This window comes from Paenibacillus sp. JT31N11 (assembly GCF_056269285.1).
In genome coordinates, this window is record NZ_JBWDNQ010000001.1 from 1,031,887 (window position 1) to 1,049,711 (window position 17,825).

Here is a 17,825-nt window from a genome sequence, read left to right on the forward strand (position 1 = left end):
TGGCGCTATGCGATTATGAGGATTGGACGACAATTTCACCGGTTTGCGCCAGGTTACCCCATTTTTGGACCCATTTGTCCATTTCCAGCAATGCGGTTTGAAAATCCTTGCCCTTCTCCGTCAGAGAATATTCCACTGTGACAGGTACAGTAGGAAAGACCTTGCGGAGGACAAGACCGTTATTCACGAGGTGGCGGAGCGTATCCGTAAGGGATTGGGTCTTGACGATGGATACATTCCGCTGAAGCTGGTTGAATCGCTGCGGTCCTTTCAGCAGTTCTTCAAGAACAAGGAAAGCCCATTTGGCACCCAGGATCTGCAGAACTTCACAAATACTGGAGCCGGCGCTCTCCTTGCAGTTGTTGTTCGTGCCGGTTTGTTCGTCCATTACAATGAACCTCCTTATAAAATGACTATGGCCGTAACAGCAGAAGGATATCCGATGCCTATACTATGCTTACATTATGGTCCTGTTTCTTTGCTTATGTCAATCCGCGAATGCCCTGTGATGAGCGTATGCAGGAAATTGCGATATTCAAAAGTTTGATCCGCTAAATAAATATGACAAACAGTTGGCATATTTAATATGTTACGCTGTCTAGTGTATCGCATCAGCGAGGCGCGCAAGCACCGGTTTAAAGGCGGCGATTATCGTGGAATCATCGTTGAATGGTTATAACCAGGAGGAGAGAGAGAATGGCAGAACCATTAAAAGATATGTATCATGAACAATTTCTGCGTCAATTCGGCGAGAAAGTGCATGCTGTTTATAAGGCTTTCAATACGGAGGCATTCGTCGCGGCGGTCATGGAGGACGGCTGGTATGATTTAAAGCTGAAGCAGCGGATCAGGCGGATCTCCATGGTGCTCGGAACATATCTGCCGCCACGGTACAAGGACGCGCTCGACGTTTTGTATGCGATTGACGCGGCCTGCGTCGGTTTCCCCTATTTATTTTTTCCTGATTTCGTGGAAGTGTACGGCCAGTCAGAGGAGCATTGGGGTCTGTCTATGGAGGCGTTGGAGCGGTTTACTTCGAAGTCCTCGGCGGAGTTCGCCGTTCGGTCGTTTATTTTGCGTGAGCCGGAGCGGATGATGCGTCAGATGGAGGAATGGTCCAGGCATCCGAACGCTCATGTCCGGCGGCTTGCCAGCGAGGGCTGCCGGCCCAGGCTGCCGTGGGGACAGGCGCTGCCGCTTTTCAAGCGGGACCCTGCTCCATTGCTCCCCGTGCTGGAGCAGCTGAAAGCGGATCCTTCGCTGTATGTGCGCAAGAGCGTCGCCAACAATCTGAATGACATCGCCAAGGATCACCCGTCAATCGTGCTGGATACGGCCCGCCGCTGGCAGGGAGTCCATCCGGATACGGACTGGATAATCAGGCATGCCTGCCGTAATTTGATCCGCAAAGCCGATCCCGAGATCATGGCGCTGTTCGGCTATGCGGAAGCGGGAGAAGAGTCGGCGCTGACAACCTATGCCTCCTTGTCGGCGGAGCCGGATGTGCTGCCGATCGGCGGAAGCTGCGAGCTGAGCTACGAGCTTCATATCCGGCCGGGCGAACCGGTGCGTATTCGCATGGAATACGGAATCGACTTCGTGAAGGCAGGAGGACATACATCCCGCAAGCTATTCCTGCTGTCCGACAAAGTGGTGCCGGGAGGTACGAGGCTTGCAGGCACCAGGAAGCACCGCTGGGCGGATCTGACGACCCGCCGTCATTATCCGGGCGAGCACCGGATTACGCTGACCTTGAATGGGGTTGAAACAGCATCAACAGTAATCAGGCTGGAAGCTTGATTATGAACGATCAGACAAAGGCTGCCTTTCACCCAGGCAGCCGCATTGCCGGAGCCTCTTTTAGGCATGAGATAATTTGGGCGCGCAAAAATCCTTCAAATTATCGAAAGCAGAGACAGGCTTTACGAATAGAATATCTTCCGTTTCATCCATGGGTATCAATTCCGCTTTCGCGGTTAACCGTTCAGGCACGAAATAAAAGCGGATCTTTCTAGTATCCGGATTGGAAATCCGGGAAAGCAGCCGGTCAAAGTCGATGATATCAGAGCTGACAATATCATATAGATGCAGCGCTTCGCCTTTATGCTCGAATACGAGAACGGCATCATCCTTTGGAGAGTAATATAAATGCCCGGAGAAAACATTCAATGCATAAAACATGAATAGCTCCTCGTCATTTATGACGCCAAATTTCCGGGAAACCGGAATCCTGCAGTTGAGCAAGCGTTTTAATAATGCGATATCTTCCTTCCGTGAACAATCCAGTTTAAGAAGTGATCCATCCTTTGCCTGCGGGCCGTCCAGCTGCAGGAGGAACTGTGATTCTGCCATCGGAGTGAAACCAAATCCCGGGTAAAAGTCGAGGACAGATCTGTTTGCAAACAGATACAGAACATCGCAATTATTTTCGTATAACGACAGCACATACCTCATTAACCGGCTGGATAGACCTTTCCCCCGAAAATCCGGATGAGTCATGACGGTACCAATCTGAATGCCTTTCTTATTGATCCCATTGAGAACCAAATCCATCCTGTTGACTGATACATTCGCAATGATCTCGTCGTTGTCGTGGAGTATGGAGTGACAAATATACCGATCCCCCCAATATCCCCTCTGGTACCATTCCTCAAAATGAATCCCAAATACAAGCTCCGCTAACCGATTAAAGCTTGCCCTATATTTACTTTGATTCTTGAGCATTTGACTATCCAGCATAAGGATTCCTCCTAATGACCGGCATGCAATCCGTGACCTGCCTGTTTAAAAGGATAGTTTGGGCCATTTGAATTGTCAATCCGTAGTCCGGCGGCAGGGAAAACGAAGAGCCGGGCACGTTCAGACGAGGTAAAGCTCGGATTATTGACAGGATATTATCCGTCCAAGGAACTGGTCCTTATTTCCTAATTTCTACTATGAAAATTTTCTGCGAAAAATAATTTTTATCTTTCTCAAAACCGCAAAGGCTTGATGCTGCGCGGTTTTGGGCTTTTTTTTGCTAAAATCTTTCATTATTCTTTTATTGGCCGCTGGTAGACTTAAGTTGGTTGTCATCCTGGTCTCTGTCGGGATAGTAAAAACTAACCAGTGCAGCGCAATTCGACATTTAGCCGGGTTCTTTATACCGCTACGGTTGCCTCTGCATGAACTGAAAGAGGGCTTGGCCCCGGTTTTCTGCCCGTTGATCGACATCATTTTCGAAATTCGACACATTCCTGACTTAATGCCGTGTTACTTTGAAACCAGCGTCTATAATTTATACAATAACTGACATAATATCACGACTAAACTATGATACGGGAGCTATACACAAATGAGATTGAGAATGATCATCTTGGCTTCATTCCTGTTTTTGCTGTTAACAGGGTGCGGAAGTTCCATGAGTATGAGCGAAGAAAGAGCAATGAAGCTGGGCAAATCATCGGATGAAATTGTAGTCGGCGCGGCGTGGCCTTTTGCCGGCCGGAACGACGGATTTAAAGAGGGGCTTGAATTGGCTCTGGAGGAAATCAATCAAACCGGGGTAATAGGCTCAAAAATAAAGCTGGAGCAAAAGGATGATCTATCTTCCGTTACGGACGGTCTGACCATTGCCCAAAACTTCTCCAATGATTTGAATGTGACAGCTGTTATCGGCGACCGCAGCTCGGCCGTGACGGTGCCGGCTTCCAAGGTCTATGAACAAGCAGGCGTATTGTTTCTTGCGCCAACGTCGACTTCACCGAAGCTGACGGAGGGCGGGGTCAGCCATATTTTCCGCTTGATTCCGAATGATACACAAATCGGCGCAGAGATGGCGGATTACGCCAACTCCAAAATGTATAAGAACATTGCTGTCTTTTACGCGAATGACGAGTACGGCCGCGGCTTGGCCAATTCTTTTGAAGACAGCGCCAAAATAAGCGATATTCAAATCATAGATCGTGTCTCTGACTATAAGGACATCGATGATCTCCGCAGACTGGTCAATAAATGGAACGCCTTGGGATGCGATGCTGTCTTTGTGGCGGAAGCGATGCCGGATGGAGCGAATTTCATTCTGGAGCTTCGCAAAGCAGGATTGAACCTGCCGGTGATGGGCGGGGACGCCCTGGATTCAGACAGCTTGATTGAAATAGGTGAAAAAGCAGTAGAAGGGGTCGTTGTAGCATCTATCTTTAACCCCAATGATACGGATCCCAAGGTTCGTGATTTTGTTGAAAGCTATAAAAGCAGGTTCGGGGCAGAGCCGAATAAATATGCGGCGCAAGCCTATGACTCTCTGCATCTTCTGGCCGCTGCCATGACGGAGGCTGATTCACGCAAGCCTGCCGATATTGCGGCTGCGTTACGAAAACAGGAAACATGGCCGGGCGTGTCCGGTGACAGATCGTTTGACGCGAGCGGAGATGTGAATGATATGCACATTGTGATGAAACAGGTTAAACAAGGACAGTTCGAATACCTGAAATAAAGGAGCAACCCGGGAATGAACAATGACGTTTTTCGCAAGGTATCCATAGAAAGATTATCTTCGCCCGAGCAGCTCGACACTTTAATGAAGGTGACTTCGCCAAAGGGCTGGCTCGCTTTGAGCGCCCTCGGACTGCTGCTGGTCTCCGCGATAGTTTGGGGATTTTACGGTACGTTGAATACCAAGATGCAGGCACAAGGCGTCTTAATCCGGCCAGGAGGGCTGCAAAATATCTATTCCTCGTCGAGCGGCCCCATTACCGATATTCGCGTGATGGAGAATGATTACGTACATAAGGGTGACGTCATAGCAAGAATTGAACAACCGGCCATGGTACAGCAGCTTGAGCAGCTGGCAGAGAGCCTCAAGGCTGCCGAGCTGGCCAATCAGCGTACGCCGTCAGCGGAATTAGAGGAGCAAATAAACAAGATCCGGAACGGGTTAGCTGCGCTCAAGACGGCATACTTCAACGAATCGAGAGTCGTAAGTGCTTATACAGGACGGGTCCTGGAAGTGAAAGTCAAGAAGGGCGCTTCAATCGGCGTTGGATTGCCGATCATTACGGTCGAATCAGGCGAGGAGCAGGCCAAGGATTTGAAGACGGTGATGTATGTTCCGATCCAGGAAGGGAAGACCATTATTCCCGGGATGACGGTTGATATTTCTCCCAGCTCCGTAAATAAGGAGGAATACGGCTTTTTGATTGGACGCGTAACGTCGGTTTCGGAATTCCCGGTAACGGCGCAGACCATGCTGCTCACTCTCGGGAACGAAGCGCTGGTGCAGGAGCTTGCGGGAAGAGGCTCCGCGCTGCTTGAGGTTCTGGTCGATCTCGTGCCGGACCCGTCAACAATAAGCGGCTACAAATGGTCTACGCCCAAAGGTCCGCCGCAGCTGATAGACAGCGGAACCTTTACCTCGGGATCCATAACGATTAAGCGGCAAAAACCGATTACATCCGTAATACCTCAGATTAAGTAAGAGATGGAGTTGAACCTTAAGGTGAGTGCACCCAAACGCGTCAAGACGCCGACCGTTCTGCAGATGGAAGCGGTGGAATGCGGTGCGGCAGCTTTAGCGATTATTCTTGGCTATTACCGAAGCTATGTTCCTCTGGAGGAGCTGCGTGTGGAATGCGGTGTTTCAAGGGACGGGAGCAAAGCCAGCAATGTGCTGAAAGCAGCAAGGAAATACGGGCTGACGGCAAGAGGGCTGAAGAAGGAACCGGAGGCGCTCCGCAGCATGAAGGGGCCTATGATAATTCATTGGAACTTCAATCACTTCCTTGTGCTCGAGGGCTTCAAGGAGAACCGGGTTTTTCTGAATGATCCGGTTTCGGGACCGCGGGTTGTCACTTATGAGGAATTCGATAAATCCTATACCGGCATTGTTCTAAGCTTTGAGCCGTCACCCGAATACAAGCGCCATGGCGAGAAAACGGGTATTGCCGGGTCTCTCAAGAAACGGCTGAAAGGCTCGGAAACGGCGCTGCTTTATGTCATTCTGGCGGGACTTTTCCTAATCATTCCGGGACTTGTCATTCCCACTTTCACCAAAATGTTCATCGATAATATACTGCTCGGAAATAATCAAAGCTGGCTGATCCCGCTGCTGGTCGGAATGGCCATTACGGCATTCGTCCGGGCGGCGCTGACCTGGCTGCAGAGATATTATCTGCTGCGGCTCGAAACGAAATTTTCGCTAAGCACGTCCAGCGCTTTTTTCTGGCATGTGCTGAGGCTTCCGATGGGATTCTTCTCACAGCGCTTCAGCGGAGAGATTGGTTCGCGGGTGATGATCAACGACCGGGTAGCACAGCTGCTGTCCGGCGATCTGGCGGTCGCCGCATTGAATTCCGTAATGATTGTCTTTTATTTGATCCTGATGTTCCAGTACAGCGTTATCCTGACCCTGCTGGCTGTTGCAACGGCTCTGATAAACGTGGTTTTTCTGCAGTTCGTTGCCAGGCAAAGAGTCGATCAGAATATGCGTCTGCTTCAGGAAGGCGGCAAAATGCAGGGCGTTACGATGAATGGTCTGCAAATGATCGAAACGTTGAAATCAAGCGGTTCCGAATCCGATTTTTTCGCAAAATGGTCCGGTTACCAGACGAAGCTCCTGAATTCCCAGCAGCAGCTCGGCGTCTCCTCCGGTATGCTGAGCGCCCTGCCCACTTTGTTATCCGGCATAAGCTCCGCGGTCATTCTGGCGGTCGGCGGATTTCAGGTCATGGATGGCGTCATGACGATTGGTATGCTGGTAGCCTTCCAAAGCCTGACGGCCAGCTTCATCGAACCGGTCAATAAGATGGTCCAGCTCGGCAGCTCCCTTCAGGAGGCGGAAGGTGGACTCAAGCGGCTTGATGATGTATTAAACCATGATGTGGACAGCCAGATCGCAGCAGCGGCCGAGCTGTATCCATCGGATGAAGAAGAAGCGCAGCCGAAGAATGCCAAGCTGGCAGGGTTTGTTGAATTGCGCAATGTAACCTTCGGTTACAACAAGCTGGAGGGGGCGTTGATTGAGAACTTCAGCCTGCAGCTGAAGCCCGGCTCGCGTGTTGCCCTTGTAGGGGGATCGGGCAGCGGGAAATCGACAATCGCCAAATTGATTGCCGGCGTTTATGCGCCATGGTCGGGAGAAATTCTGTTTGATGGAATCAATCGCGATGAATTGCCGCGCACATTAATCAGCAATTCGCTTGCGGTAGTCGATCAGGATATTCATATGTTTGAAGGCACCATCAAGGATAATTTATCGCTGTGGGATTTGACGATACCGGAGACGGATATTGTCCGTGCCGCCAAAGATGCCTGTATTGATGATGATATCAGCTCGCGAAGCAGCGGTTACGATCATGTGCTTGCCGAGGGCGGCGGTAATTTCAGCGGCGGACAGCGGCAGCGCCTGGAAATTGCCAGAGCGCTCTCCGGCAATCCATCCGTTCTTGTACTGGACGAAGCGACAAGCGCATTGGATCCGAAGACGGAACAAATCGTGGATACGAGCTTCAGAAGAAGAGGCTGTACCTGTATTATTGTCGCGCACAGGCTGAGCACCATCCGCGATGCGGATGAAATTATTTTGATGCAGCGGGGAAAAGTGGCCGAACGCGGCACCCACCATGATTTACTGCTGAAAAACGGCGCATATGCCAGACTGATACAGGACCACTAAAGCCGGAGGGGGTGAATGCATATGGATCGGACGGATGACGATATCTTGGAGCAATGGTTTATAAAAAATGGGGAATGGATCGAGCTTGAAGGCAACAAACCGCTCATTGTTACGGATGAAACGTCGCTTTGGCTCATTATGAGCGGATCTGCAGATATTTTTGCCGTTGCCCTGCAAGGCGGTACAGTAACCCGGCAGCCGCAATTTTTGTTCAGTCTGCAAGCAGGGCGATTCATCTTTGGTTTCCATGAAGACGTTGCGGAAGCATCCGCAGGCATGCTCATTGCCGGTTTGTCCGGAACGCAGCTGATCCGCATGGACATGTCCTTATTTCTTCAAGCGAATTCCGATCATTCTGTTCACATGGCAATGGCGGATTCGATTGATGAGTGGGTCCAGGACTGGTCCTCCGCCCTGAGAAGGCTCAACAATGCAACAGATTTTATCGAGCTTGAAGCGGTCAGTCAGCTGGCAGCTTCCGAGGGAGCTGTCTTTCGTTCGGCTAACGTGTTGTGGATTGAAATGCATGCCGGAAAACTTCATTGGATGGATGATGAAAGATTTGCCGTCGTGCAGCCGGGGATGACTATGCCTTTGTCCTCTGTCAGCTGGATTTCGGCCGCGGAACCATCCATAATTTCCGCATGCGGCACGGCTAAATGGCTGAAGAAAGATGCCGAATGGCGCGGATTATCCGAATTTCATCGATTGCTCTACCGCTGTCTGCTTGATAACCGCAGGTCAGAGGGAAAAGTCGAATACGACCGTCTGAAACGGAAAACGGAAAATGATCATGCCGTCATGGATTTGGCTTTGAACCGTTTGGCAGCCGTTACAGGAGCATCCCGAAAAAAAGCAGCCGCTGAAACGGGCTCCACCGACCTGCTGTATATCGCCTGCAAGATTGTCGGCGAATCGCTCGGCATGGCAGTGAAGCCGGTTGCTGGAAAGAGTCTGCATAAGCTGCGCGACCCTGTGGGCCATATTGCAAAAAGCTCCGGATTTCGTTCCCGCCAGGTAATGCTCAAGGATGATTGGTGGCGCAGCGATAACGGACCCCTGCTTGCCTATTTGGAGGCAAACAAACAGCCGGTTGCTCTGATTCAGAAGAATGCGTCGACCTATATTCTTGTCGATTCGGCGGACGGCTCGGAACAGACCGTAACGGAAGATCTTGCCCGCAATATCGCACCGGTCGCGTTTATGTTCTATCGTCCGCTGCCGACAAAACCGCTCTCTGTTATGGATATTATCAAATTCGGCTCACACAAAACGATCAAACGGGACTTATATATCATGGTGTTCATGGGGATTGCCGGGGGATTGCTCGGAATGCTGGTCCCCATAGCCAACGGCATCTTGTTCGATTCGATTATTCCGGCTTCGGAGAAAGGCCTGCTTCTGCAGATGGGGTTGATCTTGCTGTCTGTCATCCTTTCCATGTCCTTGTTCGAATTGACGCGCTCTATGGCGATGCTCAGAATCGAAGGGAAGATGGGGGGATCCATACAGGCGGCGGTATGGGATCGCCTGCTCAATCTGCCTGTTTCCTTCTTCAGGGACTATTCCTCCGGAGATTTGGCTTTGCGGGCCAACAGCATCAATACGATACGTCAAGCGGTATCGGGTGTGGCGCTGACAGCGATATTTTCCGGCATATTCTCCTCCTTTAATCTGCTCTTATTATTTTATTACAATGTGAAATTGGCTCTTGTGGCCACGGTTCTGGTCCTGATATCGATGGCCGTTACGCTTGGAGTCGGAATTCTGCAGGTAAAGCGGCAGCGTGTGTTGCTGGCGGTTCAGGGGAAAATTTCAATGACGGTTCTGCAAATCATTAACGGCATCAGCAAATTCCGCATGGCGGCGGCAGAGAAACGGGCATTTTTCCTGTGGGCCAAACAGTTCGGGGAGTTAAAAGAAACCGCGTTCCAAGCCAAGACATTGACGAATCTGCATGCGGTATTCAACGCTTTTTTTCCGGTTATTACTTCGATGACATTATTCTATATTATGGCTTCCGGCGGGGGTGCAATGAGTCCCGGCAAGTTCATCGCTTTTTTCTCTGCTTTCTCGGCTTTTCTGGGGGCGATGATTGCAATGTCGACGGCGGTTGTCTCGATTCTGAGTATTGTTCCGCAATATGAAAGAGCCAAACCGATTCTTCAGACGGTTCCCGAAGTACATGAGGCATTGGAAGATCCAGGCGAACTGACAGGCGCTATTGAAGTCAGACATATTCGCTTTCGTTATAGAATGGATCAGCCCTGGATTCTCAATGATCTGTCGCTCCAAATCCGCCCGGGCGAATTCATCGCGCTGGTTGGCGCATCAGGCTGCGGGAAGTCAACGCTGCTGAGGCTGCTGCTCGGTTTTGAGAAGCCGGAGTCCGGATCGCTTTACTTTGACGGGCAGGATCTCAAAACACTGGATATCCGCTCCGTTCGCAGTCAGTTCGGCGTTGTCCTGCAGAATGGCAAGGTGACCGCTGGCGATATTTATTCCAATATTATCGGTTCTGCGAACCTGACGATGGAAGAAGCCTGGGAATCGGCGCGAATGGCCGGCTTCGATGAGGATATCCGCCAAATGCCCATGGGCATGCATACGGTAATATCCGAAGGCGGCAGCACGTTATCCGGTGGGCAGCGCCAGCGCTTGCTTATTGCCCGGGCGATTGCCAGAAGACCGAAAATCATCCTGTTCGACGAGGCGACCAGCGCCCTGGACAACCGCACGCAGACGATTGTCAGCCAAAGCCTGGAGAAGCTGCACGCTACACGGGTGGTCATTGCCCACAGGCTCAGCACCATTATGAACGCCGACCGTATCTTCGTTCTGGAAAAAGGGCGGATCGTCCAGGCGGGGTCTTACAGCGATTTAATGAAACAGGACGGATTGTTCGTCGAATTGGCCAAACGGCAGCTTGCGTAGTTCATCTCTCGTTTTCATAACGAGTCATGATAAATATCATATTTTACAGGAGGAAACAATCATGGCATGGAGTAAAGAAGCAGTAGCAGAAGCGGTAAACAAGGTGGGCGCAAGAGCAGCCACGGATCTGGAGTACAGAAATTTGTGCGTGACCAACATTCACGAAGCCATTCAACAGGAAACAGGCCTTGAAGTGCCGTCTAGCTTCAAAATCGGCGTGCTTGACCAATCCAGCTATTCCTTGAGCATTGTCCTGCCTAAAGTTCAATTGGCCGACAATGAATTAACGGAAGGCGAATTGGACAGCGTTGCAGGCGGAAGCAAAGACGGAGCTACCGATTTCTTCGAAGGACTTGCAGGCGGAGCCGCTTCGATTATGGGCGCCGATAATACTTATGCGAACAATTCCGAAGGCGTTGCCGGCAATATCATTGGTCAAATCGTGGCATCTCCTTATCTCATCATCGGCAGCTAATCCAAACTTTCCAGTCGGAGGAATCATACATGGCATGGAGTAAAGAAGCAGTAGAAGAAGCAGTTAGCAAAGTAGGCGCAAGAGCCGCTGCCGACCTGGAATTCAGAAATATATGCGTGACGAACATTCACGAAGCGATTCAGCAGGAAACAGGTCTTGAAGTGCCGGCCAGCTTCAAAATCGGCGTACTCGATCAATCCAGCTATTCCTTGAGCATTATTCTGCCCAAAATTCAACTGGCTGACAGTGAATTAACGGAAGGCGAGCTCGACAGCGTTGCCGGCGGAAGCAAACAGGGAGCCACTGATTTCTTTGACGGATTGGCTACAGGGCTGAGCGGCAATTCGGGCCCTCAGAATTCTGCTGAAGGCGAAGCCGGGAATGCGATAGGGTTAATTGCAACAATTCCCATGATTTTGTCTTAAGATTGTTGTGAAGCGTCACTGATGTGCGGAGAGAACCTCAGTTTTTTGAGGTTCTTCTTGTGATTTTTCTCCTGCAAGCTATTCATCGATGCACAATATAAACATAGTGGGTGTGTTATCCGTATGCGGTGGTTAAAATCGATTTGGACGATATTAGGAAGCATCGCGGCAGGGGTCATGATCGGGATTTATCAGCCTCAGCTGGCAAAACAGCTTATCCCGTACGGTGGATTGTATTTGTCATTTCTTAAAATGTGTGTCATTCCGATCATGGTCACGGCCATTGTCTCCAGTGTAGGCAGATTGTTTATGTCGACAGGATCGAATAAGGTATTGAATAAAATGCTGCTAGTTTTTATCGTTGGGATGCTTGCAGTCAGTGTGCTGGGAATTACGGCAGGACTGGTCGGCAAGCCGGGCGAAGGCATCTCTGCCGGCAGTAAAACGGTGCTTGGCACGATTGTTCTGGATAATGAATCTTCCTCCGCAGATCAAGCAGACACGGCCTCTGCCAATGGTTTGATGGACTTTATATTCAAACTGATCCCGGATAATATATTTATTGCGCTGACTCAGGGCAACAGTCTGCAAATCCTGTTTTTTTCCGTGGTGGTGGGCATCGCGCTCGGTTTGCTGTCCGTTCATACAGGCGAACATTTTCTCTCTCTCGTGGATTTGATGTTTAAAGTCTTTCAACGGATTATCTCCTGGTCGATGTATGTGCTGCCGTTCGGGCTGCTATGCATTATGGCAGGGCAGATCGCAAGCACGGGTGCAGATCTCTTGCTGGCTATGTTGAAGTTCATCGCACTCGCCTATACGGTAGCGCTTGTTCTCATGATTGCAAGCGGCTGGATCATGGCGGCGAAGCTGAAAATCTCTTTTATCCAGGCGCTGAAAGGCTTGAAGGAAACCCTGATTATTGCTTTCGGCACGCAAAACAGTATCGCTACCATGCCCTCCGCACTCGATTCGCTGCGCAAGCAGTTCAAGCTTGACTCCGACTCGGTCAATTTGGTCGTTCCGCTTGGGGTCGTCCTGTGCAGGTACAGCATGGTGGTGGTGTATTCCCTGGGCATTATCTTTATCGCCCAATTGTATGGGGTTACGCTGGGATTGCAGGATTTGTTCATCATCATGGCCGGAGCGGTACTGGCTGCAGTTGCCGGAGCTGGGACTCCCGGGATCGTGGCGATTGCGATGATTTCGCTGATTGCCGATCCTCTGAACCTCCCCTCCAGCACGGGTATTATTCTGCTGATGGCTGTCAATCCCATTATCGATCCCATTCTGACAACGGCCAACATTCATCTCAATAGTATGGCGGCGGTTCTGATTGTGGATAAAGCGGAAGACAGCCAGAGGGAAGCAGCCGACTATGATCCGCTGCCACTGGGCAGCAGCGGTACTGCATCATGAGCGGCTGGATGGAGAACCGCTACAAAGTGAAACAGCTGGAAGCCGGCGATGCCGCTGAATATGGGCCATTAACGTACCAATATGTGCTCCCGCTGCTGCGTGATTCGCAAGGACATCCAAGCTATACCGCAATCGGAGCAGAGATGGCGGAGGGGGCGGAAGCTGCCGGATTAATCGTTATATACCGCCAACCGGGAAGCGGCACAGCCGAAGTCGTCTCTCTGTTTGTAAAGCCGAATTACCGCAGAATGGGAATCGGCGCGGCTCTTCTGCGCCAAACGGAAGAGCTTCTGCTTCGTGCAGGAGCTACGCAGATCCGTTTTGTGTATTATGCGGGCAACCGGATTAAGCCTGCTGTGGAAGCTTTCTTACAGTGTAATAACGGGTCTCCTCCCGTATTGGAAGGAAAGGTGTACACGGTCGATACCCGCATCGCCGACGCTCCGTGGCTGAAGAAGATTGAACTGCCGCAAGGACTGCAGTCTTTATTATGGCGCGATCTGCACAGCGGAGCCAAAAACAGATTAAGAGAAGGCGGTGGCTTTCCGCAGTTTCTATCGCCTTTCAAACCAAATCTGCAATTGGAAGAAAGCAATAGTCTCGCCATGATGGCAGGAGAAGAAATCTCGGGATGGTGCATGACGTACCGAATTGCCGAAGATACGATTCTATATGACAGTGTCTATGTTCAGGAGCCCTACCGGTTATATGGCTGCGCCTTTATTCTGATGGCGCAATCCGTGCTGCTTCAACTGGAGCGGCAGATTCCGTTTGCGAAATTTGCCGTCAATGTCGAAACCCCTGCCATGCTGAAAATGCTGGATCGCCGGCTGGCTCCGTATGCGTGCCGGATCGTTGAAAAAAGAGCAGTCTGCATAACACTTGCACATCAGGGAGGAACGATTAAGTGACCAAGGGGAGACAGCGCGTTGCGGTAACGGGGATGGGGATTCTCTGCGCTTTGGGCAGCAGCTTTGAGCAGGTTTTTGCTTCCATGAAGGAAGGAAGAACAGGCATCGGAGAGATGCAGCGTTTTCCTACCGATAAATTTCACAGCAGGATCGGAGCGGAAATCCGGGACTATAACCCGGATGATTACTTCTCGGCATCCGAGCAGCAGCAGTATGATCTCTGCGCGCAGTACGCCATTGTCGCCGCCCGGAATGCAATGCGGATCAGCGGAAACGTCACAGGCGGCAAGGGGGCGGAGCGGACCGGTGTCGCGCTGGGCACCTGCAATGGCGGTATTGTTTCGCTCGAAGAGCAGTGGACGGTTGCGGAGCTGGACGTGGCAAGAACGGCCCGCTACCCTTTCTATCAGCAGGGTGACGATGTTGCGCGATATTTTCAGGCGGCGGGTCCTGTCGTTACGATGAATACCGCATGCGCGGCAAGCGGTAACGCGATCGGCTACGCCTACGATATGATTCGATGGGGACACGCCGATGTGATGCTGGCGGGCGGCTCCGATCCGATGTCCCATTCCGTTTATGCCGGATTTAATGTGCTGCGCGCCTTGAATCCGCAGCCGGCATCCCCTTTCGCAAGCCGGTTTGGTCTTAGTTTGGGTGAAGGAGCGGCTTTTGTTGTGCTTGAACCGCTGGATATGGCTATTTTGCGGGGAGCAACGATTTATGCGGAGATTTGCGGGTACGGCCTAAGCAACGACGCGTATCACGAGACAACGCCTGACCCGGAGGGAAAGGGAATTCAAATTGCGGTGAACATGGCCCTGGCTAACAGCGGTATTGATCCGACTGCAATCGGCTATATCAATGCTCACGGCACCGGTACGCAGGCCAACGATCACGCTGAGATTTCCGGTTTGCGGGCCGCATTCGGCGACAAGCTCGGTGAAATTCCGCTTAGCTCCAGCAAAGCGTACTTTGGCCATAATCTGGGAGCGGCTGCAGCTATCGAGTTCACCACTTCCTTGTATGCCATTCATCATCATTTGCTTCCCGCTGCTTTGCATTATGACAAACCGCGGCCGGGCTGTGAAGACATCCGCATCGTAGCCAATGATATGATGGCGGGGAGACCGGATTATCTGTTAAACAATAATTCCGCCTTTGGCGGACATAATGCTGCGATCGTCGCCAAGACCCACTATTCGGAGAACGAGCCGAAGCGGATCGAAAAGGACCGTCCTATACGAAGAATAGCGGTCGTGGGAATCGGCGCGGTTATCGGGGACGGCGCAGACTGCAGGGCAGGAGCCTCGTCATTCCAGCTGAAGGATTTTGATAAAGGCTTATATGAGAGAAGAATGAACCGCCTCTCCCAGTTCAGCATAGGAGCAGTCAGCCTGGCGCTGGATGATGCAGGGTGGAGCCGTGAAGCTGCCGCCGGACAAGATACGGGATTCATATACGGAACTTCACGGGGCAGCACGGAGAGCATCGGCAAATTTCTGGGCAGCGTGTTCGGCAGCGGACCGGAGCTTGCCAGCAGCATCTATTTCCCCCATACCGTTATTAATTCAATATCCGGCAAGACGGCCGAGAAGATGAAGCTGAAAGGCTTCAGCAGCTCGCTCAGCACCGGCGGCACGGAGGGGCTTATGGCATTGATTTATGGCTGCGGCATTCTTCGCGACGGTGTTCATGACCGGCTGTTGGTCGCCGCAGGCGATGAGTTTTCCGAGCTGTCGGATAAAATCGATAGGGCCAAGGGGCTTGCGGAAAGCCGTTTTCATATGACAGAGGGCAGCCTGTGCCTGGCTTTATGCGACCTGGATACGGCGAAGCAAGTGGGGAAACGCGTCTATGCGGAAATGCTGGGCGGCGGGATGGCATTTGGCGATTTGGCCCGATCCATTACCGATGCCATCCGGAATTCCGGTTTGCTGCTGGAGCAGATCGATGGTGTTCTGATCGATTCCGCCGGGAGGCCGGGCGAATTGGAAGAACAAATGTGCATCATTGAAGAGCTGTTCGCCGGGTGCGGGACTCCGGTAACCTGCTTGAACGAGCAGTCCGGTTACGGCGAATCCATCAGTTCGCTCACTCCGGTCAGTACAGCAGCGCAGTGGATCCATGCCGGCACTCAGCTTGGGATCCAGGGACAGAAACGTGATTACTTCCTGACCGTCAGTATAGCGATCAATGGTAATACGGCTGCAGCGGTGATCGGCCGGATTAAAGAGGAGGAGAACAAATGAACGAGCAGGCTTTTACTTTGGAACAGATCAAAGACGTGGTCAAACGGAAGCTGATTATCGAGCGTCTGGAAATGGAAGACATCACGGCAGAGGATATCGATGACGAGATGGAGCTTTTTGGCGACGGGCTCGGCCTGGATTCGATCGAGGCGTTTGAGGTGATGGTTGGTATGGAAGTCGTATACGGCGTGAAGGTTGAAGGCATTCCCATCGACGACCTGAAAGTTCACTTGAGATGCGTCAATTCCATTGCCGGTTTTATCGACAACCGCCTTCGTGAGAAAGCATGAAGCTGCGTAATCAGGTAGCAATTGTGACAGGTGCCACGCGGGGAATCGGCAGAGCGGCATTCGAACGCTTCGCGGCGGAGGGAGCGGCGGTGATTGGCGTATATGCCGCGAATGTGGGCCTGGCGCAGCAATTGCTCGGCAAGTGGAACGGAAATGGAGTGCCGCTGAGGATGGTTCAAGGCTCCGTTGACGATCCGGGCTTTGTCCGTGAACTCATTCGCGAAGTGGTGCGGGAGTTTGGCCGTATTGATATTTTGGTCAACAATGCGGGAATCGTGCGCGACAGCTTGGCGGTGATGATGCCAATCTCTGACTGGGACGACGTGTTTCGCACGAATTTCAATGGAACCCTGCTGTGCGCTTCGGAAACGATTCCCGTCATGCTGCAGCAGCAAAGCGGTAGGATCGTCAATGTTGTATCGGTGTCAGGCATCTACGGGCGGGAGGCGCAGACGAATTATGCGGCTTCCAAGGGGGCCGTTATCGGCTTGACCAAAATGCTGGCCAGGCGCTACGGCCGGGAAGGCATCCGAATCAATGCGATCGCTCCAGGCATGATTGAAACGGAAATGACGGCGTTGGTGCCTTCAGGGAAAATGGAAAATTTCATCAATCATACCAACATGGGGCGCATGGGCACGGTCGAAGAGATTGCGGATGCGATCTTGTTTTTGGCTTCAGGTCAATCGGAATACATATCCGGGCAAGTATTGAAGGCGGATGGGGGATTCCTGCGATGACCAGAACCGTTTTTATAACTCAGGGAAGCCATAGAATCAATCGCCTGATTCTCGAGTGTCTGCTTGAGAGAGAGTATCAGGTATGCCTGCAATTTACCAAAAAGCAGGAGGCCGATGAGTGTCTTGCCGATATTTCTGCGGATTGCAGAAAACAGCTTTATATCGTTTACGGCCATGCGAATGAAGCGTCTGTTATGATCGATCAGGCTGTTTCCCGTACGGGCAGTCTGGATTACTTGATTCACGGGGTGGACACGCTCAATGAAGAGGAATTGTTTGAGGCCGATCCGCTTGCCCTGGGTACCTATACGGCCGATTTATTTCGCGATATTTTCCTGTTCAGCCGCAGCAGCGCAGCGCAAATGGCCAAGAACAAACAGGGACATATCGTATTTCCCCTTATGGCGGATACGTTATATTATGACGGTTATCCGTCCTCTCCGATTAACAACCTTGGCAAGCTTGCTCTAATGAAATCTCTTGCCAAAGAGTTTTCGCCTTTCCGCATTGCTGTCAACGCCGTCACATTGGGTTATTACGCCCCGGAAGAAAGCTTGAACAGCAAGGAATTAAAGAAGCGCCTGGAAATTCACGCCTTAAAGCCATTGCTCCCCGGGCTGAAAGAGCTGGTATCGGCTTCAATTGATATGCTGTTTCAGACAAAATCACACTTGGTAAGCGGACAGAACCTGCATGTAGGTCACGGTACCGATACATTCATCTGATGG

At 51.4% G+C, this 17,825-nt stretch carries 15 protein-coding genes; 13 read left to right on the forward strand and 2 right to left on the reverse strand.

The annotated features are described in order from the left end of the window. Positions 1-13 precede the first annotated feature (13 nt). Positions 14-388 carry a winged helix-turn-helix transcriptional regulator gene (locus AC0YNV_RS04505; protein ID WP_475766199.1) on the reverse strand — a complete coding sequence of 125 codons (375 nt, stop codon included), beginning with the start codon at positions 386-388 and terminating at the stop codon, positions 14-16. 308 nt (positions 389-696) lie between these two features. On the opposite strand from AC0YNV_RS04505, the gene AC0YNV_RS04510 reads away from it, so the two are divergent. Next, entirely contained in the window at positions 697-1,800 is a 1,104-nt protein-coding gene (locus AC0YNV_RS04510) for a DNA alkylation repair protein (RefSeq protein WP_475766201.1), read from the forward strand. A gap of 60 nt (positions 1,801-1,860) precedes the next feature. Here the strand turns inward: AC0YNV_RS04510 and AC0YNV_RS04515 are convergent, their stop codons facing one another. After that, complete coding sequence (locus tag AC0YNV_RS04515) at positions 1,861-2,739, reverse strand: GNAT family N-acetyltransferase (protein WP_475766203.1); 879 nt, start codon at positions 2,737-2,739, stop codon at positions 1,861-1,863. A gap of 667 nt (positions 2,740-3,406) precedes the next feature. Between AC0YNV_RS04515 and AC0YNV_RS04520 the strand changes: the two genes are divergently transcribed. From AC0YNV_RS04520 to AC0YNV_RS04575, 12 genes are all read left to right on the forward strand, one after another. Then, on the forward strand, positions 3,407-4,474 hold the full coding sequence (locus tag AC0YNV_RS04520; RefSeq protein ID WP_475766205.1) for an ABC transporter substrate-binding protein: 1,068 nt from the start codon (positions 3,407-3,409) through the stop codon (positions 4,472-4,474). A gap of 15 nt (positions 4,475-4,489) precedes the next feature. Continuing rightward, on the forward strand, positions 4,490-5,455 hold the full coding sequence (locus AC0YNV_RS04525) for an NHLP bacteriocin system secretion protein (RefSeq protein WP_475766207.1): 966 nt from the start codon (positions 4,490-4,492) through the stop codon (positions 5,453-5,455). A gap of 21 nt (positions 5,456-5,476) precedes the next feature. Further along, positions 5,477-7,651, forward strand: coding sequence for an NHLP family bacteriocin export ABC transporter peptidase/permease/ATPase subunit (locus AC0YNV_RS04530; RefSeq protein WP_475766209.1), 2,175 nt, complete (start codon positions 5,477-5,479; stop codon positions 7,649-7,651). A 21-nt stretch (positions 7,652-7,672) separates the two neighbouring features. Continuing rightward, on the forward strand, positions 7,673-10,585 hold the full coding sequence (locus AC0YNV_RS04535; protein ID WP_475766211.1) for an NHLP bacteriocin export ABC transporter permease/ATPase subunit: 2,913 nt from the start codon (positions 7,673-7,675) through the stop codon (positions 10,583-10,585). A gap of 61 nt (positions 10,586-10,646) precedes the next feature. After that, on the forward strand, positions 10,647-11,060 hold the full coding sequence (locus AC0YNV_RS04540; RefSeq protein WP_210043888.1) for an NHLP leader peptide family RiPP precursor: 414 nt from the start codon (positions 10,647-10,649) through the stop codon (positions 11,058-11,060). 29 nt (positions 11,061-11,089) lie between these two features. Then, positions 11,090-11,485, forward strand: a complete 396-nt coding sequence (locus AC0YNV_RS04545; RefSeq protein ID WP_475766213.1) for an NHLP leader peptide family RiPP precursor — start codon at positions 11,090-11,092, stop codon at positions 11,483-11,485. A 123-nt stretch (positions 11,486-11,608) separates the two neighbouring features. After that, positions 11,609-12,904: a dicarboxylate/amino acid:cation symporter gene (locus AC0YNV_RS04550; RefSeq protein WP_475766215.1), complete on the forward strand. Its 1,296-nt coding sequence runs from the start codon at positions 11,609-11,611 to the stop codon at positions 12,902-12,904. Then, positions 12,901-13,815, forward strand: coding sequence for a GNAT family N-acetyltransferase (locus AC0YNV_RS04555; RefSeq protein WP_475766216.1), 915 nt, complete (start codon positions 12,901-12,903; stop codon positions 13,813-13,815). The genes AC0YNV_RS04550 and AC0YNV_RS04555 overlap by 4 nt, the downstream gene beginning before the upstream one ends. Then, entirely contained in the window at positions 13,812-16,067 is a 2,256-nt protein-coding gene (locus AC0YNV_RS04560) for a beta-ketoacyl synthase N-terminal-like domain-containing protein (protein WP_475766218.1), read from the forward strand. The genes AC0YNV_RS04555 and AC0YNV_RS04560 overlap by 4 nt, the downstream gene beginning before the upstream one ends. Further along, positions 16,064-16,357: a phosphopantetheine-binding protein gene (locus tag AC0YNV_RS04565; RefSeq protein ID WP_210043884.1), complete on the forward strand. Its 294-nt coding sequence runs from the start codon at positions 16,064-16,066 to the stop codon at positions 16,355-16,357. The genes AC0YNV_RS04560 and AC0YNV_RS04565 overlap by 4 nt, the downstream gene beginning before the upstream one ends. After that, on the forward strand, positions 16,354-17,097 hold the full coding sequence (locus AC0YNV_RS04570; protein WP_475766219.1) for an SDR family NAD(P)-dependent oxidoreductase: 744 nt from the start codon (positions 16,354-16,356) through the stop codon (positions 17,095-17,097). The genes AC0YNV_RS04565 and AC0YNV_RS04570 overlap by 4 nt, the downstream gene beginning before the upstream one ends. Next, complete coding sequence (locus AC0YNV_RS04575; protein ID WP_475766221.1) at positions 17,094-17,822, forward strand: SDR family oxidoreductase; 729 nt, start codon at positions 17,094-17,096, stop codon at positions 17,820-17,822. Before AC0YNV_RS04570 ends, AC0YNV_RS04575 begins: the two co-directional genes overlap by 4 nt. Positions 17,823-17,825: the final 3 nt, after the last annotated feature.